18 protein-coding genes are annotated in these 23,396 nt (G+C 67.5%); 9 read left to right on the top strand and 9 right to left on the bottom strand.

Annotated elements, in window-relative coordinates; genetic code table 11:
• Positions 1-10: 10 nt before the first annotated feature.
• The 3 genes from ABD134_RS14510 to ABD134_RS14500 form a co-directional block, all read right to left on the bottom strand.
• Positions 11-1,147: a LolA family protein gene (locus ABD134_RS14510; RefSeq protein ID WP_344230602.1), complete on the bottom strand. Its 1,137-nt coding sequence runs from the start codon at positions 1,145-1,147 to the stop codon at positions 11-13.
• 77 nt (positions 1,148-1,224) lie between these two features.
• Positions 1,225-3,612, bottom strand: coding sequence for a trimethylamine N-oxide demethylase (locus ABD134_RS14505; protein WP_344230600.1), 2,388 nt, complete (start codon positions 3,610-3,612; stop codon positions 1,225-1,227).
• 241 nt (positions 3,613-3,853) lie between these two features.
• On the bottom strand, positions 3,854-3,985 hold the full coding sequence (locus ABD134_RS14500; protein WP_344230598.1) for a hypothetical protein: 132 nt from the start codon (positions 3,983-3,985) through the stop codon (positions 3,854-3,856).
• 291 nt (positions 3,986-4,276) lie between these two features.
• On the opposite strand from ABD134_RS14500, the gene ABD134_RS14495 reads away from it, so the two are divergent.
• From ABD134_RS14495 to ABD134_RS14475, 6 genes are all read left to right on the top strand, one after another.
• Positions 4,277-5,614 carry a phosphoribosyltransferase-like protein gene (locus ABD134_RS14495; protein WP_344230596.1) on the top strand — a complete coding sequence of 446 codons (1,338 nt, stop codon included), beginning with the start codon at positions 4,277-4,279 and terminating at the stop codon, positions 5,612-5,614.
• Between the two features lie 213 nt (positions 5,615-5,827).
• Complete coding sequence (locus ABD134_RS15535) at positions 5,828-6,943, top strand: reverse transcriptase family protein (protein ID WP_425549743.1); 1,116 nt, start codon at positions 5,828-5,830, stop codon at positions 6,941-6,943.
• A gap of 328 nt (positions 6,944-7,271) precedes the next feature.
• Positions 7,272-8,807: an IS1634 family transposase gene (locus ABD134_RS14490; protein ID WP_344230594.1), complete on the top strand. Its 1,536-nt coding sequence runs from the start codon at positions 7,272-7,274 to the stop codon at positions 8,805-8,807.
• A gap of 1,111 nt (positions 8,808-9,918) precedes the next feature.
• The gene (locus ABD134_RS14485) at positions 9,919-10,764 is read left to right on the top strand and encodes an NYN domain-containing protein (RefSeq protein ID WP_344230592.1); all 846 of its coding nucleotides are present in this window, start codon (positions 9,919-9,921) and stop codon (positions 10,762-10,764) included.
• 48 nt (positions 10,765-10,812) lie between these two features.
• The gene (locus ABD134_RS14480; protein WP_344230591.1) at positions 10,813-12,261 is read left to right on the top strand and encodes a M20/M25/M40 family metallo-hydrolase; all 1,449 of its coding nucleotides are present in this window, start codon (positions 10,813-10,815) and stop codon (positions 12,259-12,261) included.
• On the top strand, positions 12,258-13,796 hold the full coding sequence (locus ABD134_RS14475; protein ID WP_344230589.1) for an MFS transporter: 1,539 nt from the start codon (positions 12,258-12,260) through the stop codon (positions 13,794-13,796). Before ABD134_RS14480 ends, ABD134_RS14475 begins: the two co-directional genes overlap by 4 nt.
• A gap of 54 nt (positions 13,797-13,850) precedes the next feature.
• On the opposite strand, the gene ABD134_RS14470 is transcribed toward ABD134_RS14475, so the two are convergent.
• The 6 genes from ABD134_RS14470 to hemE all read right to left on the bottom strand — a co-directional run bounded on the left by ABD134_RS14470 (position 13,851) and on the right by hemE (position 20,652).
• Positions 13,851-14,675, bottom strand: a complete 825-nt coding sequence (locus ABD134_RS14470) for a uroporphyrinogen-III synthase (RefSeq protein ID WP_344230587.1) — start codon at positions 14,673-14,675, stop codon at positions 13,851-13,853.
• A gap of 7 nt (positions 14,676-14,682) precedes the next feature.
• Positions 14,683-15,723 carry a hydroxymethylbilane synthase gene (gene hemC, locus ABD134_RS14465; RefSeq protein WP_344230585.1) on the bottom strand — a complete coding sequence of 347 codons (1,041 nt, stop codon included), beginning with the start codon at positions 15,721-15,723 and terminating at the stop codon, positions 14,683-14,685.
• Positions 15,720-17,051, bottom strand: coding sequence for a ferrochelatase (locus ABD134_RS14460; protein ID WP_378108168.1), 1,332 nt, complete (start codon positions 17,049-17,051; stop codon positions 15,720-15,722). Before ABD134_RS14460 ends, hemC begins: the two co-directional genes overlap by 4 nt.
• Entirely contained in the window at positions 17,051-17,803 is a 753-nt protein-coding gene (hemQ, locus tag ABD134_RS14455) for a hydrogen peroxide-dependent heme synthase (RefSeq protein ID WP_344230584.1), read from the bottom strand. The genes ABD134_RS14460 and hemQ overlap by 1 nt, the downstream gene beginning before the upstream one ends.
• A 162-nt stretch (positions 17,804-17,965) precedes the next feature.
• Positions 17,966-19,507, bottom strand: a complete 1,542-nt coding sequence (locus ABD134_RS14450; RefSeq protein WP_344230582.1) for a protoporphyrinogen/coproporphyrinogen oxidase — start codon at positions 19,505-19,507, stop codon at positions 17,966-17,968.
• Complete coding sequence (hemE, locus tag ABD134_RS14445; RefSeq protein WP_344230581.1) at positions 19,504-20,652, bottom strand: uroporphyrinogen decarboxylase; 1,149 nt, start codon at positions 20,650-20,652, stop codon at positions 19,504-19,506. The genes ABD134_RS14450 and hemE overlap by 4 nt, the downstream gene beginning before the upstream one ends.
• A gap of 150 nt (positions 20,653-20,802) precedes the next feature.
• Here hemE and ABD134_RS14440 point away from each other — a divergent pair, with 150 nt between their 5' ends.
• The 3 genes from ABD134_RS14440 (at position 20,803) to ABD134_RS14430 (ending at position 23,302) form a co-directional block, all read left to right on the top strand.
• Positions 20,803-22,200 (top strand): glutamyl-tRNA reductase, encoded by a 1,398-nt coding sequence (locus ABD134_RS14440; RefSeq protein ID WP_344230580.1) that lies wholly within the window; start codon positions 20,803-20,805, stop codon positions 22,198-22,200.
• A 69-nt stretch (positions 22,201-22,269) separates the two neighbouring features.
• Positions 22,270-22,890: a TetR/AcrR family transcriptional regulator gene (locus ABD134_RS14435; RefSeq protein WP_344230579.1), complete on the top strand. Its 621-nt coding sequence runs from the start codon at positions 22,270-22,272 to the stop codon at positions 22,888-22,890.
• 178 nt (positions 22,891-23,068) lie between these two features.
• The gene (locus ABD134_RS14430; RefSeq protein WP_344230578.1) at positions 23,069-23,302 is read left to right on the top strand and encodes a DUF3107 domain-containing protein; all 234 of its coding nucleotides are present in this window, start codon (positions 23,069-23,071) and stop codon (positions 23,300-23,302) included.
• Positions 23,303-23,396: the final 94 nt, after the last annotated feature.

The following is a 23,396-nucleotide window of genomic DNA, read 5'->3' as shown; positions in this document are numbered from 1 at the left end:
CGCCCAGTGCTCATCCGAAACTGGCGACCTCGAGCAGACGCTCGAGCGGGACCGGACCGGCGAGGACCCGACCGTCGTCGGCGAGCAGGACCGTGGCCAGCGGCGTGCTCAGCACCCGGCCCGCCGCGGAGTCCATGGCGTACTGGTCGAGGAGCGGAGAGTCCGTCAGGCCCTCGGGCACCTTCTCGGCGGGGATGACGGCGACGGCGTCCCACCCGGACCCGAGCACGGCGTCAGCGCCGGCCGGATGCCCGCCGGCGTCCTGCGGACCGGACCGGTGCACATCAGGTCTCATGCCGCCGTCGGGCCGGACCCGTTCGACCTCGGCGCCCGCGGGCGGGGTGAACTCGAACAGACCGGCGTCCGGGGTCTCGGTCGAATAGCTCGTGTACTCGACGCTGATGGCCGGGTCCTCCTGGCCCACGGCCCGGACACGGACGCTCAGCGGTGCGCCGGTGGCGGCGTCGACGGCCAGGGTGACGTCCTCGACGAGCGTGTCCGGAGTGCGCGGGTCGAGCCGCAGCGTGTAGGCGTCCCGGCCTGCGACCCGGGTGTCCTCCCCCACGGTGACCTCCGTGGTGGGATCCAGACCCGCCAGTGCCTTCTCGGCCAGCCGCTCCGGGGCCATGTCGCCTATCCCACCACGCGCCATGCCGTGTCCGGGACCGTCACCGTCGGTTCCCTCCGGCAGGCTCACCCGCGTGGCCCTGTTCTCCGTCGAATCGTAGGCCCAGATCTCCCGTCCATTGCGCACCACATTGCGCTCGTCCGTGCCGTCGAAGACCTGCACCCGGACCCGGTCGGAACCGTCCACGAAGACCCGCGCTTCGTGGGTTCCGGAGAACAGCGAGAACACCTCGGCCAGGCCGTCCGGCACTGCTCCGACGGCAGCCGACCCTTCCGGCCCGCCCTGCTCCGGGCCCTGCTGCGTCGGCAGTTGTGGCAGGCCCAGCGCGAAACTGGCCTCGACGGTGCCGGAGAAGGAGGTGTCGTGGTGCCGCGCGGCCAGCTCCAGGACCTCCTCGGGAGTCCGGTCCGGCAGGTCCGTCTGGGCATTGGCCGACAGGCCCCCGCCGAGCGCGATCACGCCCACGATCACCAGCACCGCCACGGCCGGGATCCACGTGCTGCGTTGCTGGGGTGCCATGCGAGGTCCACCTTCGGGGATTCGTCGTCTCCATCCACGCTACGCCGACCCTGGCCCCCTGGCGAGGGGCCCGGGCCTCAGGAGCGGGGCTTCTCCTTCTTCGGATCGTAGAAGGGTGTGGCCACCACGGTGGCGGGGATCCGCTTCTGCTGGCCGTCCAGCTTGCCGACCTCCACTTCGGTGCCCACCTCCGCGTGTTCCACCATCATCCGGCACAGCGCGATGTTCTTGCGCAGGATCGGAGACCGGGTGGCGGAGGTGACCACTCCGACCTGGAAGCGGCCCACGTGCACCGTGTCCCCGTGCCCGGCGGGCTCGTTGCCCGCCAGTTCGAGGCCGACCATCTCGCGCTGTGGGTTCTCCTTGCGCTTGAGCAGAGCATCCCGCCCGGAGAAGTCCTCCTCCTTGGTCTTCAGTGGCACGGTGAATCCGATGCCGGCCTCGAAGGGGTCGATCTGGTCGTCGAAGTCGTGCCCGGCGAAGACCAGCCCAGACTCGATCCGGAGCATGTCCAGCGCATCGAGTCCCAGCGGCGTCAGTCCGTGGGGCTGGCCCGCCTCCCAGACCGCGTCCCATACGGCGTTGGCGTGGCTGGGATGGCAGAACACCTCATAGCCGAGCTCACCGGAGTAGCCCGTGCGGGACACGATCACGGGGGTGCCCTGGTGGTCCCCGATCCGGCCGATCGTGAAGCGGAACCAGGTCACCGAGTCGAAGTCCGGTTGGTGCGGTGGTGTCCAGATCAAGCCCTTCAAGATGTCCCGGCTGGCCGGGCCCTGCACGGCGATGTTGTGCAGCTGGTCCGTCGAGTCCTTGATCCAGACCCGGTCCAGGCCCCGCTCGGTGGCCACCTGACGCATCCACTCACCGGTGTAGTCCTCCCCGGGGACCACCCGGAAGTTGGTGTCGGAGCAGCGGAACACGGTGGCATCGTCGATCATGCCGCCGGTGTCGTTGCAGATCGCCGTGTAGACCACCTGCCCCTCGGAGAGCTTGCGGATGTTCCGGGTCATACAGAACTGCAACAGCGCTTCGGCATCCGGGCCGATCACCTCGAACTTGCGCAGAGGAGACAGGTCCATCACGGCGGCCTTCTCCCGGCACGCCCAGTACTCGGCCTTGGGCCCGTAGCCGTCGTAGTGCGTCGGCAGCCAGAAATTTCGGTACTCCGTGAACTGTTTCGTCAGCGCACTCGTTCGCTCGTGGAAGGCGGTCTCGCGCGTGAGCTTGGGCACAGAGTCGGGATTCGTGCGGTGGGTGATGGCCATGGAGAATTTTCGCTCCGAGGAGTAGACGCGCAGATGGATGTCGGTGGGGACCCAGCCGTTGGATGGGTCGATGTCGTCGGGGCAGGCGGAGGAGGCGCAGACCAGGTCTTGCTGGGCCTGCATCATCACGTAATCCCCCGGGCGGGACCAGGGTTCGTCGAACACCAGCATGTTGTGCTCGTCGAACATCGTGTTGTAGAAGAGGTTCAGCGCCGGCCAGGACTTCCGGGCGGCCACCGAGTATCGCTTGAGCTGGCCGTTGAAGTTCTCCGTGCAGTTCACGTGCCCCGGATAGCCGAAGTCCTCGTAGTACTTGGCGTTGCAGGCCGGCGTGAAGGCGTCATGACGTCCCACCGTGTCCCGGATGATCGAGACCAGCGGGTCCATGTCCTGGTTGTAGAACTTGCCGTGCAGCCCGGGCTGGGCGTAGGCCTGGCCCACGATGTGCCGGGTGGTGCTGGCGTCCAGCCCCAGCTCGCGTCCCTCGTGCAGGGCCCGCGCGTCGAAGGCCAAAAAGTCGGAGCACTGGCGGCCGGCCACATCGATGATCTGGATGTAGTCACCCTTCTTGACCTCGTAACCGATCGCCGTGCTGTGGTCGATCCGCACGTCCAGGACCGGATCGGCCAGCGGCGGGGGCAGCTCGATCTCCCGCGGCCGGTGCGGGTCCGCCCGCTGGACCTCGATCATCAGGTCTGAGGGCGGGTTCTGCTCCTCGAAGGACATGGCCCAGGTGGGGTTCCCGACGACGGCCGTCACCGCCCGTTGCGCCGTGAACCTCTCGCGGGACCCGGCGGGGGACCAACCACCGAACAGGTGGACCCCGTGGGCGGCATCCGGCCGCAGCCCGCGCAGGGCCAGGGCAGTGACCACGCGGGCGACCTGCTCATTGTCGAAGGCCGCTCCCTCGGTGAGCGAGCCCAGCACCGTCGCCGGCGCATCAGCTCGCAGCCCGAGGGCGGAGAAGTCCTCCCCGCCGTTGCCCAGCACGGTCAGCTCGGCGGCCTGGGCCCCGAAGCGGTCCACCACGGTGAGTTCGTCCCCGCTCTCGAGTTCCATGGCGGTCACGCCGCCGGGACGGACCCAATACCGTTCGTGTCCCGGCACCACGGGCAGCAGCCCCGGTTGTACCAATCGCGGCCTGGCCAGATCGAGCGGGAGTGAAGAAAGATCGGATAGATCGAGGGGTGCAGTCACCGGTATCCCTCCTCAGGGATATCTGAACAATGGTCGGGACGCTGTCCGGTAGCGGCGTTCCCCGCACCGTAGCCCACATTCCTCGCCCACGTAAGAGGCCGGTTGGACAAGTTCTTGAGCGGGCCAGACCGCGCCCCTCAGCCCACCTCCGCTACCGACGGTCTGTTTCCTCTGGCGGGCGCTTTCGGACCAGGTGGTACACCGCATAGCCCCACAAGAAGATGCTGACCACCAGGAGGGTTCAGTGCACCCCATGGAGCCCTCGGTCCGTCGAGGAAAGCATGAGAATCTGGGCCACGATGTTGAACGTCATGGCGATGGCGATCAGCCAGGCCACCGTGCGCGTGGGGCGTTGCTTCCAGTCGAATCCCATGATCCCAGCCTAGGTTCGAGCCCGCCACACCCCTTTGTGACCGGATCGTCGTCGTCTGGTCCGGAACTCAGAGAGCGACATGGACCTTTCAAGGCAGAGAATATGACGCATCCACCGATGTCCTCGGCAGACCCCGGCATCACCTCCAGGCTGCACCGGTAGAGGATATGCTCATGGGACGAACTTGAAGCGGCGCAGCGACACCACCATGCAATGGATATGACAACACTCGCGAGCGGCGCCGCACGGAATCACCGCTGGATAACACATCCGCCTGCCTAAGCTGGGGCCATGATCCAGTGCCCATCGGTTGTCGCATGGCTAGACCAGTTTAGAAGCGAAACGGAGCGGGAACTCGCGGCCTTGACGCTCGCGAGTCTTCGGTTTGTCACCACGGACGATGTTAAGTCTGACCTGAGCGGCATACTCTGGGACCTAGTTGAAAAAGTGTCCGCCGCCGAGACTCAAGTAATTATCGACTCAATTTTTTCCAGGCAGGACGCTGAACGGCATTGGACTTGGCTGGACAGTACTATCTCAACAGCAGCAAAACCGGAGCGTCGAACTCTCTACGGGGATTACTTTCCCTCAGACGTGCGGGATGAAGATTCTGGGTCGGAAAAGTATCTTGACTTGGTGGTGCGCGACACCCATGTGCGTGCTAGACGGACATTTCCCAAGTCCCAGAGCAAGCGTCTACTGACAACAGAGACCCTTCGCTCACTCCCGCACCAAGGGCCGGTCATAGACTTGATACTCATCACGGATAACATCGGTTCTGGAAAGCAAGTGATCGATTTTCTCGATGAGGTTTGCTACGCATGTAGCGCTGGCCCGTTCCAGAAATCCACAGTTAAGATCCACCTAATATCTTGGACGTCGACCAACGCGGGCCTCGCGGCAATCAGAGAACGGGTCGACCAATTACCTGAGATCGCGCGTAACGCACCTGAAATCACATCTCTAAACCTCACTGGTTCCTTTCATGAGTTGAAAGACTCTGCAGAAGGCTCACAGCTACTCAAATTATTTAGATTGTACGGTGACCCACACAACAAGAAGAAGACAGCAGGGCTAGGATTCGGGAAAGCAGCCTCAGACACCGTATTACTTGGGTCGTCCTGCCCAAACACGCTTCCTGACTTTCTCTTCACGAACTCAGGGATGAAGTCCTACAAACCTTTGTTCCAATACAAGCAAGTACCGCATGACATCGTTGAGTACGTTGCTGGGGGCCATCTCAGAGGGGCAATAAGGGCTCGCGAAAGTGCAATGTTTTTAGAGAGCATGCGAAAAGAACGACTGATTCAAGCGGCTCGGAGGAACAGCGGGTCCGGAGAAGTGGCGTGGCGCTTATTGCTCCTTAGCGTGGCCGGGCGACGGAGGTTGGAGGCGCTTCAGACATTGCACGTTTCTTACCACGTTTTCAAGAAGGCCGAGACGCATCTGATGAGGCTCGGGTGGATTACGGACGACTTTTGCCCGACGCCGGATGGTGAACGGCTCGTCAGAGACTTCGGAAGACAGAAGAACTACGCGGACTATGCTGCCGCGCGGCATCATATGAATCGATATTCGACTTCAGACCAGCTTCCCTACTATCCTGTATCTCTGCGTGGGGTGAGGTGAGATCTAGATCGCCACTTAATGTAAGTGGCCGGACGGGCCGCAGCAGTGGTTCCGTTTCTGAGCTGGAAGACGTTCGGTGGTTGCATCCTAATCTGGATCGACCACGCACATAGGTGCTTCATGCCGTCGTCTCAGACGCTTTCTGAAACAGCTCATTACTGAATAGATGGCCGACGCAATTTCAACAAAATTGCGCCGGCATGAGGGAAATCAATGGTAGATAGCACTTCGCCCCACGCATATCGTGACGGGCTATTTACAGCTGGGGGCTCCTCAGCACTCCTGGAGCAAATTCGTTCCGTAGACGACGCATGTCGACAGTCGCGAGTTGAACCTGTGTACACGTTGATGCACCTATGTGTACTGGCGAGAGTGTCCTACAAGGATGCTCGAAACATCCTGCTTGAACCCGGATCGCACTATAAAACCAGGAGCATCGTCAAAAGAGGCCGCAAAAACGGTCGCCAAAAAATTCGGGTCCTGCACGAACCCTCACCGACTCTGAAGGCTCTTCAGCAAGCCATTTTTCGAAACTGTTTGCCAGCTGGGCCATCTTCCCCGATTTCCTATGCCTTCGAAGCAGGCAGAAGCACGCTTGAGGCTGCCAAGCTCCACGTAGGTGCGAAGTCGCTAGTGTCGGTAGACGTTTCTGACTTCTTCGGCTCGATAAGGGCGACCGGCGTCTTCCATCTATTCTCCCGCTTGGGATATCCCGAACTGCTCTCGTACGAGATGGCTTTGCTAACTACGGTCGGGCAGTCGAGTGTTCCCAAGCATGACGACCCCGGCTTGACATACAGAACCAAGCACGTGGGCGCACTGCCACAAGGAGCTTCGACAAGTGGCAAGCTTGCCAACCTTCTTTGCTCAGACTTAGATCTTCAGTTAATGCGCATCAGGCGCCGGTGGGGCGGAGTCGTGACCCGATATGCTGACGATATCTGCCTGACACTGCCACGACGGATTACGCGCGCTGAGGGCGCCGCGATACATCGCGAACTTGAGCAGGCGCTAAGAAGCTGTGGCTTCAAATTAAACAGGAGTAAGACGAGGATCGTCCTCAATGCGGCGACATTCAACATGCTTGGCCTGTGTGTTGGCCAGGACAAGGTCTGGCTAAGGAAGTCGTACAAACAAATGGTCCGAGCGCATTTGCACGGGATAGAGAAGTTCGGACTGAGTGCACATATGAAGGACCGGAATTATAGCTCTGAACCAGAAGTAATTAGCTCAATGTGGGGACATTATGCGTATTCAGCTGGTATCGAACCTAAGTTTGCGGCAGAAATAGCATCTCGCCTTAAAAGGTCCGGGATATTGCCCATATAACGCGCTATTATGACTCTTTACCTATCGGTTTCATTAGGGGAGCATTGCGAGACCGATGTTGAGGGAGCCCGGACTCCGAACATCATTGATCCGGGTTACATCAGGCATGTGGATGGTTAAATTTCCGTAATCCCCGGCAAACGCCGATAACGACGCACACGACCGCTGTCGTTGTCGCGCCCACGGCATTTTCCAGCCGCCCCGACGGACCCAATCCTGACTCGTGCCACTTTGGGCTGATTTGAAGCTTCATGGCCTTGGATCGTTGATTTTCCGGGGGTTTGGTCGGCTGGATCGGACACTAATCGGGTGCTTCTAGACTGCTGGGATGGGCCTGTTCGTGCGGAAGGTGAAGACTGCCTCCGGGGCGACGGCAGTGCAGATCGCCGAGAAGCGCCGCGGCGTCCGCACGATTATCGAGCACCTCGGCTCCGCCCACACCGAGGCTGAGGTGGCCGCCCTGGTCCAGGTCGCCAAGGACCGTATCGCCGGCGACCAGCAACAGCTGGACCTGCAGATCCCCGTTCCCACGGACAAGCCAGCCCCGTCGACGGCGCTGGCCGGGCCGGTCGTCACGGGCAGTTCGTCTCGGTTGCTCTGGGACGTCCTGGAGCAGGCCTACAGCCGGATCGGATTTGAGGATATCGGCAACGAGACCTTCAAGGCCCTGGTGCTGGCCCGGTTGGTGGAGCCAACCTCGAAGGCCGACACCGTCCGCGTGCTCGAGGAGATCGGGGCTCAGCCGCCGTCGCTGCGCACGATCTGGCGGACCCTGGCCACCTGCATTGAGCAGGACTGGCGGGACGGCTTCTGCCGGGCCGCCTACGCATTCGCCGCGGCCAATGCAGGGACCACTGGGCTCTCGGTCGTTCTTTATGACGTGACCACCCTGTATTTCGAGGCCACCGACGAGGACGAGCTGCGCAACGTGGGCATGAGCAAGGAGCGACGCGTCGACCCACAGATCGTGGTCGGGCTGCTCGTGGACTCTTCAGGCTTCCCGTTGGAGATCCACTGCTTCGAGGGGAACAAGGCTGAGACGCTCACCCTCATCCCGGTACTCCGCTCGTTCCAAGACCGCCACCAAACCCGGGACCTGGTCGTGGTGGCCGACGCCGGGATGCTCTCCGCGGCGAACCTCAACGCCCTAGAGGACGCCGGATTCAGCTTCATCGTGGGCTCCAGGATCACCAAGGCTCCCTACGACCTCGCGGCGCACTTCGAACGGCACGGGAACCACTTCAAAGACGGGCAGACCCTGGAATCGGTGCGGAGCATGGGCACCGGCGCCAAGGCCAGGGACCGGCGGGTGGTCTATCACTACTCCTTCAAGCGGGAGAAGCGCGACAACTACACGCTGAACAAGCAGATCGAGAAAGCAGAGAAGGTCGCCAACGGCACACGGCCTCTCAAGCGGGACCGGTTCGTCAAGCTCGCCGGCAAGAAACCCGGCGTGGACTGGGCCCTGGTCGAACGCGCCCGCCAGCTGCTGGGTCTGAAAGGCTACGTGTCGAATATCAGTCCCGAGGTACTGGACGGGCCCGCCGTGGTGGCCGCTTACCACTCCCTGTGGCAGGTCGAGAAGTCCTTCCGCATGGCCAAGTCCGACATCCGGGCGAGACCCATGTTCCACCACCAACGGGACTCCATCGAGGCCCACCTGACCGTGGTGTTCGCAGCCCTGGCCGTGGCCCGCCACCTCCAAAAGGCCGCCGGAATCAGCATCAAGAAGCTCGTCCAGACCCTCAAGCCCCTGCGGACGGTCACCATCGACATCAACGGCCACGAACTCACCGCGGCCCCGGCCATCGACGCCGACACCCAGGAAGTCATCGACAAGATCAACGCCCACGCAGGGCACTAAAAGTGGCACGAGTCAGGACGCACACGACCGCTGTCGTTGTCGCGCCCACGGCATTTTCCAGCCGCCCCGACGGACCCAATCGTCCAGCCGACTCTTGGACGATTGAACCGTTGGCCGCCCCTATGGTGGAGAGAGGACCTCATCGGAGCCGGACCTCCCGGGCGCCTACGCCGCGACCCTGGCGGAGCTGAAGGGCCTCGTGGGTGAGGCCCAGCACCGGGCATAGCGCGCAGTGAACACGCGAGTGGCGAGCTTTACTGAAACATCGGGCGCGCCGTCGCGGAGCGCCAGGGCAGCGAGCCGTGGGGCAGCAAAGTCCTAGATCCAGAGCCGGCGGGGCGGATTTGCGAGATCCTCTTTCAGTCCCTATCCGCCGAAGAGCAACCCGACGCAGGACAGGGCTTTGGCAGGCGGATACCACTCACTGGATGGGGGCGTCCGTGAGCTGATCGTAGAGCTCGTCGAGTTCGTCGGGACCGAAGGAAGGATAACCCTCCACTTTTCCGGCAGTGGTTGGGTCGACGATTCAGGAATCGACGGAGAGGACGAAGTCGTCGGGGCAAGGTCCTCGGCGACCAGGAGTCGACCCATAAACAACGATGAGCGCCTCATGACCTTGCCTCGGGCCGCTGAGGACTCGCCCTACAAATTCTCGATGGCCAGCCAGGATGGCATCCCAACTGGAGCCGTAACCCTGCTCTGGTTCCGCAGCCGCCTCAAGTGCACGCACGCTGGACACGCGCTTGGTCCAATCTTTCCTACGCTCCCACCACACGGGCCGAGCCTACGGCTCGAGTAGAAGGGCGTCGGCGTCCAGCATGGGGCGGGCTACTGGACAGGAGTCCGATCAGGGCTGGTTGGTCCGGTCTGTAGCGGAGAACGTTCCCTCAACGGCATGCTTTCGCACGTCCCGTGAGGGGAACCCCTACCGGACACACCCTCCGCTCACTTGGAGTAACAGCAACGAGCCTTGCGGAGCGTCCCGGTTGACCCGTCCAGTGCAGTGTCCGGTGAGCGCACGGCATCCGAGACAGAGTCCAACCCGCCAGAACGATTCCTAGGACAGGTGCGCTCGCCCGACCGGCACCGAGGATCCCGGTACGGTGACCCCATGACCGAAATTTCCAGCGCCACCACCCGCATCGCCGTGCTGATCGACTGTGACAACGTCTCCCCCACCCACGCCGGCGCGGTGCTGGAGGAACTCGCCACCTACGGCACCCCGACCATCAAGCGGGCCTACGGGGACTGGACCACCAACCAGCTCAGCGGCTGGAAGAACGAGCTGAACCGCCTGGCCATCCAGCCTACCCAGCAGTTCTCCTACACCGTCGGGAAGAACTCCACGGACTCGGCCCTGATCATCGACGCCATGGACCTGCTCTGGATGGGCAACGTGGAGGCCTTCGCGATCGTCTCTTCGGACTCGGACTTCACCCGTCTCGCCACCCGGTTACGTGAGTCCGGCAAGCGCGTCATCGGTCTCGGCGAGCGCAAGACCCCGGAGTCCCTGCGCAACGCGGTGGACCAGTTCATCTACCTGGAGCTGCTCGGGGGCGCCCGGGAGGAGGACACCGCTCCGTCCCGGCGGGCCACTCGCCGGGGCCGCCGGGGTGGTGCCGCGAACGACAACGACACCGATGCCGCCGATGGAACGGCCGACGTTCCTGTCGTCGTCGACACACCCGACGCACCTGATGCACTGGACGAAGACCGCGCGCGGATCAACCTGGAGAGTGCCTTGGCCAAGGCCCTTAACGCCACCAGCGGCGACGACGGTTGGGCCTCCTTGAGCCGCGTCGGCCAGCACCTGAGCCGCACCCACGTTGATTTCGACCCCCGAGACTTCGGACACCAAAAGCTGAGCACCCTGGTCTCCGAACAGCCTTACCTGGAACACCGCACGGTCGATTCCCGCATGCAGGTCCGCCTCAAGCAGGGCAGGAACCGGATGTGACCGCCCCGGGCCGATTACCGGCCGGTAATCTAGTCTACCCTCGGGGTCATGACTGTAACTTGCGTCACACCACGACCCGGCGCTGAACGCCGCCTGGCCGAGCTGATCCGTCTCCGCACCGTCTCCGCCCTGCATGGCGAGCCGGAGCAGCCCGCCGTCGACGCGGATTTCGAGGCGTTCCCGGAGCTCTTGGCCCGGCTCTACCCGCTCGTCCATCAGCGGCTGGAGAACGAGATCGTGGATTCCACCGGTCTGTTGTTCCGCTGGCGAGGTGCGCGCGCCACGGACCCCCTGGTCCTCATGGCCCATTGGGACGTCGTCCCCGCGCTCGAAGACCAGGCCGCGTGGACGGCTGCCGGTTGGGACACGGACCCGTTCGCCGGGACGGAGCACCTCGCGTCCGGCGAACCGGCGGTGACAGGCCGCGGCGCCCTCGATGACAAGGGCCCGCTCGTGGCCGTCCTGGAGGCGGTGGAGAACCTCCTGGCCTCAGGATTCACTCCGGATCACGATGTCTGGCTGGTCTTCGGCGGCGACGAGGAGGTCGGGGGACGCAATGCGGCGGCCATCTCGGGCCTGCTTCGCGAGCGCTTGCGAAAGGAACTGGGCCGGGACGCCGAACCGTGGCTCGTCCTCGACGAGGGCGGTGCGGTGGTCCCCGCCCCGCTGTCCTTCGTCCAGGGCACGTGCGCCATGGTGGGCGTCGCCGAGAAGGGTCAGGCCCAGTTGAGGCTCACCGTCTCCGGCGCCGGCGGCCACGCCTCCTCCCCGCCCTCCGGATCTCCCATCCCACGCCTGGCCCGGGCCCTGCGCCGGCTGGAGCGGCAGCCTTTCCCGGCGCGGCTGAACGGCACGACGTCGGCCATGCTCGGTGCCCTCGCCCCTCTCGCCTCCGGGGCAGCGGGCCGCGCCCTGCCGTGGGCTCTCCGTTCCGGGACCGTGGCGGCCCGGGCCCTGGGCGCGATGGGCGGCGAGGCAGCCGCCATGGTGCGCACCACCGTGGCCCAGACGAGGTTGGAGGCCGGGACAGCGAACAACGTGCTGCCCTCCACGGCCAGTGCCGTCCTGGACTGCCGGATCGTGCCCGGGGAGACCGTGGCCGGGGTCCGGGACGGCATTGTCCACCGCATCGCCGACCCCGGAGTGCAGGTCGAGCTCCTCCACGGCCAGGACCCCTCCGGCGAATCCCCTGCGGAGGGTGACCGGTTCGCGGCCTTGGAGGCCGCCGTCGGGACCTCGTGGCCGGATGCGACGACCGTGCCCTACCTGTTGATGGCCGCCACCGACTCCCGGCATTTCCACGCCTGGTGCCGCCACGTCTACCGGTTCGCCCCACTGTGGATGGATGACGCTCAAAGGGCCTCCATCCATGGGGAGAACGAGTGGGTGTCCGTGGCCTCGCTGGAGCGGGGTGAGCGCTTCCACCGCGATCTCATCACCGGCCGAGGCGGCCGCTTCCCCGACTCCGCCGTGACGGCACCGGGTGACCAAGGGTGAAGGCGGCCCTCCGGCGGCGCCGGCAGGGTGGCGCGCTGCTCTTCGGCGGGCTGGCCTCCATCGTGGGGTTCCTCGCCTTCGTCGAGTTCACCTCCGGGGTGCTGCAGGGCTACTACGCGCCCCTGCTGACGGACATCGCCCGGCACCTCGGGGTGAACGACGCGGATGTGAACTGGCTGGAGGGCTCCCAGCTGATGCTCTCCGCCCTCGTGGTGCCGATGCTCTCCAAGCTCGGAGACCAGGTGGGCCACCGGAAGGTGCTGATCTGGTCCACCGCCGTGACCCTGGCCGCATCGATCGCTCTCGTGGTGGCACCCGTGTTCTGGGTGTTCCTGGTCGCGTGGGCCTTCCAGGGGTTCTATGTGGTGTGGTTGCCGTTGGAGATCGCCCTGATCTACGTGCGGACCGCGGCACGAGAGGACGCCGCTGCGGCAGCGGAAGGACCGGGGCCGGCGGCGTTGACGCGGCGGGCCGCCGCCGTGCTGGTCGGTGCCCTGGAGGTCGGGGCCATCGCGGGGGCCCTGACCGCCGGCGCCCTGGTGGACACCATGGACGTCCAGGCCGTGCTGGCGGTCCCGGCCGTCGTGGTCGGACTGTGCCTGGTGGCCATCATCCCCGGGGTCGAGGAGACGCCGGGGGCCTCGCTGGCGAACTTCCGCCGCCGGGATTTCGATACGGCCGGGTTGTTCTGGATCACGGTGGCCCTGGTGCTGATCATGGGGTCGCTGTTCGTGCTGCGGGGTGCCGGCCTCGCACCGGACCGGCCCGGGTTCTGGCTCTCGGTGCTGATGCTCGTGGCCGGTGCACTCGCGCTGGTGCGGTTCGTCCGGGTCGAGCGGGAGCATCCCGATCCCCTGATCGACATCCGCATGTTCACCGACCCCGCGCTGTGGCCGGTCTTCGCCACCGCGGGCCTGTTCGGGGTCTCGGTCCTCGGTGCCCAGGCCCCGCTGTCCACGTTCGCCCGGACCGACCCCGAGATCTACGGCTACGGGCTGGGGACTACGGGTTTTCAGACCTCCCTCATCATCGGCACCTACCTCATCGCCATGGTGGCCGGGGCCGGCCTGCTGCCGGTGGCCTCGCGGTGGACGAGCCCGCGGTTGGCCCTGTTGTTCGCGACCCTGTGCGTGGCGGTCGGTTTCGGCCTGTTCCTGCCGTTCCATGACCAGATCGGGCAGGTGGTGGCGAACATGGTGGTGGTGGGCCTCGGTTCCGGCGCCCTGGTGGCGTCCCTGCCGGCGGCGGCCGCCGCGGCCGCCCCGCGGGAGCAGACCGGCGTGGCCACGGGACTGACCAACTCGGTCAAGACCGTGGGCGGCGCGGTGGCGTCCTGCATCTTCGGGCTGGCGCTGGCCACCACCGCCGCGGCGGGGATTCCGGGTCCGGAGGCCCTTCCGGAGATCGCGGTTTCTGCCGACGTCGGCACGGCCGGTTCGTTCTCCGGCTACCTCACCGTCTGGATCGTCTGCTCAGCCACCGCCTTCGCGGCCGCGGTCCTGCTGTTGTTCGTCCCGAAGAAGGCGTTCCAATAAGCACAGACCCCGGCCGGCGGAGCGGACGGCAGCAGGTCTGGAAGAGCCCGTTCGCTAGTCGCGATGAGCGAGGCCCAAAGCGGCCAGGACCCCGAATGCGTCCGGGCTCGGTGTGGTGGCGGCCAGGTCTAGGGACGCCGCGGCGGCAGCCCGGGCCGTGGGATGGCCGAGGGCGATGAAGCGGGTTCCGGCCGGAACGGCGGTGCCGCGGCGACGGACGAGCTCACGCACCGCGCTCGGGCTCGTCAGCACCACGTCGGCTCCGGACAGCTCGTCCACGGACACGGTCTCCGCGCTCTCCACCTCCTGCGGCAGCCCGTCCAGCAGGCGCCGCCCCGGGGTCGCCGGGTAGGGAACGGTGCGGTAGGCCTGCACGTGGTGGACCTCCCAGCAGCGTTCGGTCAGGCCCTCGGCCACCTCGTCCGTGGCGAGGGCGGACTGCGGCAACAGCACGACTCGGTTGGGCGTGTCACCCGGTGGCGGGAACTGCGCGAGGATCCCGGCGGCGGAGGCGTCGCCCTCCGGCATCCAGGGAATCTCGGTGCAGCCGGCCGCGGCGAGCACGCGGGCGGTCCCGGGGCCGGTGACGGCCACCCGGAGGCCGGCGGTCACCCGGCCGTCCCAGCCGGCGTGGAGCAGGGCGCGCACGGTGTTCGGGCTGGTGAGGACCAGCCACGCGGGGGTCGGGTCCACCCCCTGTCCCGCCGGTGCCACCTGCCGCACGATGCCACGGAGCCCCGCCAGGTCCTCCGGCAAGGCGAAGTCGGTCAGAGGCAGGAAGGCGATCCGATAGCCGGCCTCGGCCAGACCGGCTTCGACCGCCCCGGCCTGGGCCGGTTGGCGGGTCAGGATCACGGGACGGCCGGCAGCCACGGACATCAGGAGGTCACTGCGGGGCGGGCAGCAGGTCTGCGCCGCCGGCCAGCATGGCCTCCGCCACGTCGATGCCGAGCTGGCGCGCCAGGCCGAGCGTCTCGGAGTCGGCGGAGCCGTCCTCCCGGCGGACTCGGACGGCAGGCAGGTCCACGGAGGCGTGCTCACGCAGCAGGCGGCTGCCGTCGGTCGCGGCCACCACGGCGTCCATCACCAGCCGGGCCGGGTCCTTCTCCACCCGGGCCAGGGCGCCGATCGGTGCCGCACAGCCGGCCTCGAGCCGCTCCAGCAGGGCCCGCTCGGCGGTGACCTGCAATCGGGTGACGGCGTCGTCGTACCCGGCCAGGGCCTGCGCCACCGGATGGGTGGACCCGGTGCCGGTCACCGCCGTCTCCGGGCGGCACTCCACGGCCAGGGCGCCCTGCCCCGGGGCCGGCATCATGACGGTCGGCGCGAGGCGTTCGGTGATGGCCCAGTCGAAGCCGATCCGGTCGAGTCCGGCGCAGGCCAGGATCACGGCGTCCAGGTCGCCGCGCGGTGAACCGGCGGCAGCGGGGGCGTGATCATCGTGCTGCTCCAGCCCCGGAACCCGTGCGAGTCGGGTCTGCACATTGCCGCGGATGTCCACGACGTCCAGGTCCGGGCGCACGGCCTTGAGCTGGGCGACCCGCCGGGGCGAGCCTGTGCCGACCTTCGCGCCCTGCGGCAGCTCGGACAGCCGCAGACCGTCCCGGGCACACAGGGCGTCACGGACGTCCACCCGCTTCGGGATGGACGCGATGACCAGGCCCTTCGGCTGGACGGACGGCAGGTCCTTGAGGGAGTGCACCGCGAGGTCGACCCTGGCATCCAGCACCGCGGCCCGCAGGGCCGAGGCGAAGATCCCGGTGCCCCCGAGCGAGGCCAGGGAGCCCGTGGTCACATCCCCCTCGGTCCGGATGATCTCCAGTTCGGCGTCGAGCCCGGACAGTCCGGCCAGAGCCTCCGCCACCGTGGTCGTCTGGGTGCGGGCCAGTCGGGACCCGCGGGTGCCGATCGTGAAGGTACCGGTCATCGGGTCGGAACACCCACCTCGGAATCGAAGGCCGCCACCGTGGGGCGGACCGTGCCGTCCCGCATGACCTTGACGCAGCAGTTGGGCGCACACACGTCATTCCAAGCGCCGAAGCAGCCCACGGCGGCCCGGCCCTCTCGCCGGCCCAGGCGCTCCTCGACGATGTCGACGAGGCCCGATACGAAGGCCGGATGCGTCCCGGGTGTCGGAGTGCGGCGGAAGGCCAGGCCGAGGTTCTCGGCGGTCTCCTTGGCCTCGGTGTCCAGGTCCCACACCACTTCCATGTGGTCGGACACGAAGCCCAGCGGCACCACGAGCACCCCGGCGAGCGGGCCGGCGTCGGACCCTTCGCCGTGGTTCTCGCGTTCGCCCTCACGTTCGCCTTCGCGTTCGTTCTCATCCTCGCCGGCGGGTGCGGCCGCCAGTTCCTCGATCGCGTCATTGATGTCCGGCTCGAGCCAGGGCACGTGCGGGGCACCGGAGCGGGACTGGTAGACCAGTGACCACTCGATGTCGGCGGCCTCCGGGACGCGCCGCAGGATCTCCTCGGCCACGTCCAGGTGCTGGGCCGAGTAGACGTCGGCACCGTTGCCCTCGCCCGGCGCCAGCCCGGTCTTCTCCTGCAGTTCCGCAGCCACGGGGCGGGGCCCGGCGGCCTCGGCATCCGAAGTCGGGATGGAGTGCGTGGCGAAGAAGATGTGCAGCCGGCCGTCTGCTCGGCCGGCGGCCGCCAGCTCGGCGCGGATCTCGGCCAGCCCGGCACTCAGCCCCTCGGCGAAGGGGGCCACGAAGCCGGGATGGTTGAAGTACTGGCGGATCTTGTCCGCCTCGAGCTTGCCCTCCAGGCCGGTGGACCGCAGGGCCAGCCCCAAGTCCTCGCGGTACTGGCGGCAGGAGGAATAGCAGGAGTAGGCCGAGGTGGCCACGGTCAGCATCTTCCGGTGCCCGTCGGCGTAGATCTGCTCGAGGGTCTGGGGGATGTAGGGCGCCCAGTTGCGGTTGCCCCAGTAGACCGGCAGATCGATCCCGCGGGCGGCCAGCTCCGTCTGCAGGGCGTTCAGCAGGGCCCGGTTCTGCTCGTTGATCGGGCTGATGCCGCCGTTGGCCCGGTAGTGGGTGGCCACCTCCTCAAGACGTTCGTCGGGGATGCCGCGGCCGACGGTGACGTTGCGCAGGAACGGGATCACATCATCCTGCCCCTCGGGCCCGCCAAAGGAGGCCAGCAGGATGGAGTCGTACTCCTTCGCGGCCATGGTGCCATGCTCATCCACGCCGGCCAGGGGGTCGAAGGGCTGGTTCCCTGCCGCGTGCTTGGCGGTGTCCGTCATCAGGCCAGGACCTCCGCGATCTCGCTGGTGGTGATGTGGCGACCCGTGTAGAAAGGCACCTCTTCGCGCACATGCAGGCGGGTCTCGTTGTTGCGCAGGTGGCGCATCATGTCCACGAGATTGTTCAGCTCCGGGGCCTCGAGGCCCAGCAGCCACTCCCAGTCGTTGAGGGCGAAGGCGCTGGTGGTGTTGGCCCAGACCATCGGGAACTCGCGGCCCAGCATGCCGTGGTCCTTGAGCATCCGGCCACGCTCGGCCGGCTCCAGCAGGTACCAGTCGTAGGAGCGGACGAAGGGGTAGAAGCACAGCCACTTCAGCGGCTTGCGTCCCATGGCGAAGGCCGGAATGTGGTCCTTAGCGAACTCGGCCATCCGGTCCGAGCCCATGGCGGACAGCACGATGGTGGTGCCGGCCAGCAGCTCGGTGCGGCGCAGGGTGCGGATGGCGGCCTGCAGGTCCTCGGCCACGTGGCCGTACATCCAGACCATCAGGTCGGCGTCGGCGCGCATGCCGGAGACGTCATAGGTGCCGCGGACGGTAACGCCCTTCTCGGCAAGCCCGGCGACGACCGCGTCGAACTGCTCCACAGCCCGCTTCCGCTCGGTCTCGGTATGGCCTCCGGCACCGTTGCCGGCCGCGTTCCGCGCGAAGACGGTATAGGTGGTGAACCATTCGACCTTCGCGGCATCACCCGGGCTGTCTACTCCCTGGGTGCCGGCGTCTGCGTCGCCATGAGGCTGGTTCTCGGTCATCGTCACAACTCCTGTGGTGTCACCTAAGGTCTGGGTTCCGTACCCACCGCCGGCTTCTACAAGCGGTAGAACGAGCGGTCCCAGCCTACCCCTCCCGGCGGCGGGATGCCTCAGGCGGGTTCAGTCGGCCCGCGGGCCCCGTGGAAGGAGCATGCAGAGGCATCACGGCACGATCCGCCGGCGGGCATCGGCCACAATGGCGGCCAGCCCGGTCCCGGCCAGCCACGCCCCGACCGCGTCCAGCCCGGGCTGGTCCTCCAGCCACGTGCGCACCGACTCCACCCGGGTCCGGTGGTCCGTGGTGGCCGCGGGCAGGGCGGACTTCCACCGCACCACGAAGGAGTCGACCAGCCCCGCGGCCACGTCCACCCCGGTGAGGGCGGTGGCATCCGCCAGGGCCCTGGCCCGCAGGTCCTCCTCCGGCGTGCGGTACCCCGGCGCGGCCGAATCGGGGGCGTCGGTCACTCGGCCGTAGGACAGGCGCAACACGTGGCGGTGGCCGCCGAGCTCCTGCCGAGCCCAGTCCCACTTGGCGCTGACGTGAGTCAGGGCCTTGGCACCCACCACCTCCGAGGGGACGGCCGGTGAGACCAGCAGACCGGTCCCCCGGGGGTTCGCGTCCAGTCCGGGCGCGTCCACCACCAAGGTCACGAGCGCGACGCCGGCCCCCTCCTGCGGGCGGTCCGCGGCGGACAGTGCCCCGCCGGAGACGGGGGCGAGCAGGTCCCAGGCCCGGGGGCCGTCCGTGGCCACGACCACACGATCCACCGTGACGGCCTCAGTGCCGCCCGCGCGGGAGGTCAGCTCCACGGTCCAGCGGTGTCCGGCCGTGGCGCGCGCCAGCGTGACCGCGCGGGTCCCGGTCAGCACGCGGCCACCCGCACGGAGCACCTCCTCGGCGAGCGCAGCGGTCAGGGTGTGCATGCCCCCGCGCAGGGAGGCGACCACGGCTCCCGGCGGGGCGGCAGCGCGCCGGGCGGCCACGGCGCGGGCCAGTGAACCCTCGGTGACCAGGGCCTCCAGCAGGCCCGGCGCGACGGTACGCAGGTCCAGAGTGTCCGGGTCCGCGGAGTGCACGCCGGCGACGACGGGCGCCACCAGTGTCTGCAACACTCCCTCCCCCATGCGGTCCCGGACGACGGCGCCGACGGTGACCGGGGCCCCCTCCTCGATGGCCTGGCGCCAGGTGTCCAGTGACGGCGGCGCGGGCATCGGGTGGGTGGCAGACGTCGCATCCGCTGAACCGACCGGCGAGTCATGAAGGTCCCGGCGGGCCCGCTCCAGGGCGTCGGGGCCGAGCGCCTCGGCGACCTCGGGGGCATCCAGGTCACCCGGGATCCCCAGGATCCCCAAGCGCGGTGCGGGCACGGCCCGGTGATCTTGCCCCGGTCCGGACGGCGGCAGATACAGCCACGAACCGCCCGGGTGGGGCGCGACGACGGCCGCCCCCAGTCCCAGCTCCTCCACCAGGTCGCGTACGGCCGGGGTGCGGACGGCGAAGGACTCCGCACCGGCGTCGAGGGTGAGCTCGCGGCCCTCGGGCAGCACCACCGTCTGCGGGGCCACGCAACCGCCGAGGGAATCGCCGGCCTCCACCAGGGTGACCTCGTACCCCGCGCGCACCAGTTCCCAGGCTGAGAGCAGCCCGGACACTCCCCCACCGACCACGAAGGCCGTGGGAGTGACTGCCGGCCCGGAGGTCACGGCTGGATCGAGTGGATCAGGTCGACTATCCGGGTCAGGACCGTCGGGTCAGTGGTGGGCGGGACACCGTGGCCGAGGTTGACCACATGCCCGGGGGCCACGCGACCGGCCTCGACGACCTCGCGGACGTGGGCTTCGAGCACCTCCCAGGGGGCGGACAACAGGGCCGGGTCGATGTTGCCCTGCAGCGGGACGGTGCCGCGCCCGTCGGGGCCCGGCGTGGCACCCAGGCGGCGGTGTGCCTCGCCGAGCGGCAGCCGGTAGTCGACGCCCATGACGGAGGCTCCGGCGTCGCGCATGGCCGGGAGGATCTCGGAGGTGCCGGTCCCGAAGTGCACGAGCGGCACCGGCTGGCCGCTCCCGTCCACCAGGTCGCGGACGTGGGAGAAGGCATGGGCCGAGTGCGGCTGGACGTACTGCTCGTAGTCGGCCAGGGACAGGGATCCTGCCCAGGAGTCGAAGAGCTGGCCGGCGGAGGCCCCGGCCTCGATCTGCGCACGGAGGAAGGCGCCGGCAGTGTTGGCGGCCCACGTGGCCAGGGCGTTCCAGGTCTCGGGATCCGCGTGCATCATGGTGCGCGGACCGAGGTGGTCGCGGGATGGGCCGCCCTCCACCATGTAGGCGGCCACGGTGAACGGTGCGCCGGCGAAGCCGATCAGCGGGGTGCTGCCCAGCTCGGCCACCGTCAGGCGCACGGCCTCCCGGATCGGTTCGAGGGACTCGTCCGTCAATTCGGGCAGGGCCGCCACATCGGCGGCGGTGCGCACCGCCTGACCGAGCACGGGGCCGGTCCCGGGGACGATGTCCACATCGACGCCGGCCAGGCGGAGCGGGACGACGATGTCAGAGAAGAAGATGGCGGCATCGACGTCATGCCGGCGCACGGGCTGCAGGGTGATCTCGGAGGCCAGCTCCGGCTTCAGGCAGGACTCGAGCATGCCGATGCCCTGGCGCACCTCCCGGTATTCCGGCAGTGATCGGCCGGCCTGCCGCATGAACCACACCGGGGTGCGGGACGGGGTGCCACCGCGGAAGGCGGTGACCAGAGGGGATCCGGCGGTGGATCGGGCCGGGTCGGTGGTGGCCAGCGGGTGGTCGGCAGGCAAGTCGGCAGGCAAGGGAGTGCCGGTCAGGGGTTCGGACATGACCTACATTGTCCCATTTTCCTTCTGCAGTGGTGAATCGCGGATGGTGCGAATGAACAGCGCGCGACTGGACAGCGACGGCGCGGTGGCGGTCAACACAGGGTGCCCTTCTTAGACCCGCATGTTCGGAGGGATTAGAATCGGTGCATTGTGGCTTTGTTTTCCCTGGTTGCCTCGCACACCGACCTTGACCTCGACACGGTGGCGCAGCTGAGCAACGGCACCGGCGAGGTCGCTTCTGTCATCCCCGAATCCGCCGTCAGCGGTGCGGTCGTGCTGGCCACCTGCAACCGGGTGGAGATTTACGCCGAGGCCCCGGACGACCGGTCGGTCGAGCAGGCCCGCGCCGAGCTGCTGCAGGCCGTGACCCGTGGGTCCGGCCTGGCTCCGTCCACGGTCGAGTCCTCCTTCAAGGTCCTCACCGGTGACTCCGCCGTACGCCACCTGTTCGAGGTGGGCTCGGGCCTGAAGTCCGCCGTGGTGGGTGAACGCGAGATCGCCGGACAGGTGCGCCGCGCCCTGGGCACCGCGCAGGAGTCGGGGACCGCTACCGGCACCCTGGTCAAGCTCTTCGAATCGGCCACCCGCACCGCCAAGGACGTCGGCACGCGGACCGCGCTGGGATCGGCGGGCCGCTCCATCGTCTCCGTGGCACTTGACCTGACGGCAGACCTGCATGCGGGGGTCTCCGACGCCGAGACCCGCGCCTTCTGGGAGCAGGCCAACATCCTGGTGATCGGCACCGGATCCTACGCCGGCACCACCCTGGCCCAGCTGGCCGATCGCGGCGCCGCCCACGTGGGCGTGCACTCCGCCTCCGGCCGTGCGGAGGCCTTCGTGGCCGACCGCGGCGGTTGGGCCATGGCCCTCGGCGGCGAGAAGATCCACGGAGCGATCGCCGAGGCCGACGTCCTGATCGGCTGCTCCGGTGGTGACCGGCGGCTGGAGGCGGAGACCCTGCGTCGACTCCGCGAGGGTGTGGAGACCCGGTTGACGGTGCTGGACCTGGCCCTCAGCCACGACTTCGACCCGGCCATCGCCGACCTGCCCGGCGTGGACCTGATCACCCTGGAATCGGTGAAGATGGCCGCCCCGGAGGGGCAGCAGGAATCGCTCGTGGAGGCCTCCCGTCTGGTCGACGGCGCGGTGGCCGGATATGTGCAGGAGCGCAAGTCCCGCAGTGCCAACGAGGCCATCGTCGCCCTGCGCAAGCACACCCAGCAGGTGCTGGAGTCCGAGATGGAGCGGGTCCGCGGCAGGCACGGCTGCACCGCCGCCGCCGAGGAGGTGGAGTTCGCACTGCGCCGCATGGTTCGCCAGATGCTCCACGAGCCCACCGTCCGGGCCAAGGAAATGGCAGCCGAGGGCCGTCTCGAGGAGTACGAGAACGCCCTGAACGTCCTGTTCGGATTGGAGGTCTCCGCACCCGTGCCCCGGGCCGGCCTCGAGTCCTGCCCTGCCGACGTCATACCGGAGGTCACTGCCGGAGCGGCGAAGCCGACCTCCGGACCATTGGAGCCAGCCTCCGAAGCAGCCCGCATCGCCTGATGGGGCTACCGGCCGGTAGACTGGCCTGCACCGTCTGCACCTGACGAGTCATTCCAGAAAGGCATCACCGTGAGCACCTCCCCCGTGCGCCAGTCGAGGTTGCCCCGCGAGGAGCGCCGCAAGCAGTTGCTCGATGCCGCCCGGCAGGTCTTCGTCGACCATGGGTTCCACGCGACCTCGATGGACGATATCGCCGTGGCCGCAGCCGTCTCCAAGCCGGTGCTGTACCAGCACTTCCCCGGCAAGCACGAACTCTTCCTCGACCTCATGGACACCCAGGTCGACCTGCTGGGGTCAGCCATCACCGCGGCGTTGGAATCGACGACGGACAACAAGTCCCGCGTGCAGGCCACGATCCACGCCTATTTCCAGTTCGTGGACAGCCCGGATCGGGCCTACCGCCTGCTGTTCGACTCCGGGCTGAACAACGATCCGGATGTCGCCCTGCGGATGGAGGGCCTGGACCACCGGTTCGCCGCAGACATCGCCGAGGTCATCGCCGCCGACACCACCCTCTCCCGCGAGGAGGCGCTGCTCCTGGGCCACGGTCTGGCCGGACTCGTGAAATCCTCCGCCCGGCACTGGGCCGGACAGTCCGGCAACGATTCGCGGCCGGACCTGGAAACGGCGGCCGACCTGGCCTTCCGCCTTGCCTGGCGCGGCATCAGCCGTTTCCCCAAGGAACGCTGAGAGCCCACTGGTGGACGGGTCACGAGCGGACAGGTCACGGACCGTTACGCCCGTGGCCGAAGTCGGCTCGGCCCCACCGCGCGGCGACCGGAGATCCCCTAGTCTGCTGTCGGACCAGTATCCGCCGGACCACGGAACCCCGTGGGCCCCGGCCCCCCGTGACCAGAAGGAGACAGGCATGGAAATCCGCATTGGTGTTCAGAACGTGGCCCGCGAAGTCGTCATCGAGTCGGACGCCACCAACGAGGACGTCGCCCGCCTGGTGTCTGATGCGTTGTCCGATGGCGGCACTCTGCGCCTGAAGGACACCAAGGGCCGCCTGGTTCTGGTTCCGGCGGCCATCATCGGCTACGTAGAGATCGGCACCGAGACCCCGCGTCCGGTCGGCTTCGTCCCGACCCCGGGTGCCTGACGCCTACGTGGCCTCTTCTTAGCCTCTTGCTCACCCCTTCCTGACCTGCGCGCTACGCTCCAGGTCGTGGTCACCCCGCCGTGCGGGCGGATGT

Origin of the sequence: Citricoccus alkalitolerans, from assembly GCF_039528175.1 — a bacterium.
Lineage (GTDB): Bacteria > Actinomycetota > Actinomycetes > Actinomycetales > Micrococcaceae > Citricoccus > Citricoccus alkalitolerans.
The sequence above is the reverse complement of the archived record's forward strand: the minus strand, read 5'-3'. Positions and strand labels throughout refer to the sequence as shown.

What these genes read in the sequence shown, in the direction of transcription:
- ABD134_RS14510 (WP_344230602.1), bottom strand. Translation starts at nt 1,147, where the DNA reads ATGGCACCCCAGCAACGCAGCACGTGGATCCCGGCCGTGGCGGTGCTG.
- ABD134_RS14500 (WP_344230598.1), bottom strand. Translation starts at nt 3,985, where the DNA reads ATGGGATTCGACTGGAAGCAACGCCCCACGCGCACGGTGGCCTGGCTG.
- ABD134_RS14495 (WP_344230596.1), top strand. Translation starts at nt 4,277, where the DNA reads ATGATCCAGTGCCCATCGGTTGTCGCATGGCTAGACCAGTTTAGAAGC.
- ABD134_RS15535 (WP_425549743.1), top strand. Translation starts at nt 5,828, where the DNA reads ATGGTAGATAGCACTTCGCCCCACGCATATCGTGACGGGCTATTTACA.
- ABD134_RS14490 (WP_344230594.1), top strand. Translation starts at nt 7,272, where the DNA reads ATGGGCCTGTTCGTGCGGAAGGTGAAGACTGCCTCCGGGGCGACGGCA.
- ABD134_RS14485 (WP_344230592.1), top strand. Translation starts at nt 9,919, where the DNA reads ATGACCGAAATTTCCAGCGCCACCACCCGCATCGCCGTGCTGATCGAC.
- ABD134_RS14480 (WP_344230591.1), top strand. Translation starts at nt 10,813, where the DNA reads ATGACTGTAACTTGCGTCACACCACGACCCGGCGCTGAACGCCGCCTG.
- ABD134_RS14470 (WP_344230587.1), bottom strand. Translation starts at nt 14,675, where the DNA reads ATGTCCGTGGCTGCCGGCCGTCCCGTGATCCTGACCCGCCAACCGGCC.
- hemC (WP_344230585.1), bottom strand. Translation starts at nt 15,723, where the DNA reads ATGACCGGTACCTTCACGATCGGCACCCGCGGGTCCCGACTGGCCCGC.
- ABD134_RS14460 (WP_378108168.1), bottom strand. Translation starts at nt 17,051, where the DNA reads ATGACGGACACCGCCAAGCACGCGGCAGGGAACCAGCCCTTCGACCCC.
- hemQ (WP_344230584.1), bottom strand. Translation starts at nt 17,803, where the DNA reads ATGACCGAGAACCAGCCTCATGGCGACGCAGACGCCGGCACCCAGGGA.
- hemE (WP_344230581.1), bottom strand. Translation starts at nt 20,652, where the DNA reads ATGTCCGAACCCCTGACCGGCACTCCCTTGCCTGCCGACTTGCCTGCC.
- ABD134_RS14430 (WP_344230578.1), top strand. Translation starts at nt 23,069, where the DNA reads ATGGAAATCCGCATTGGTGTTCAGAACGTGGCCCGCGAAGTCGTCATC.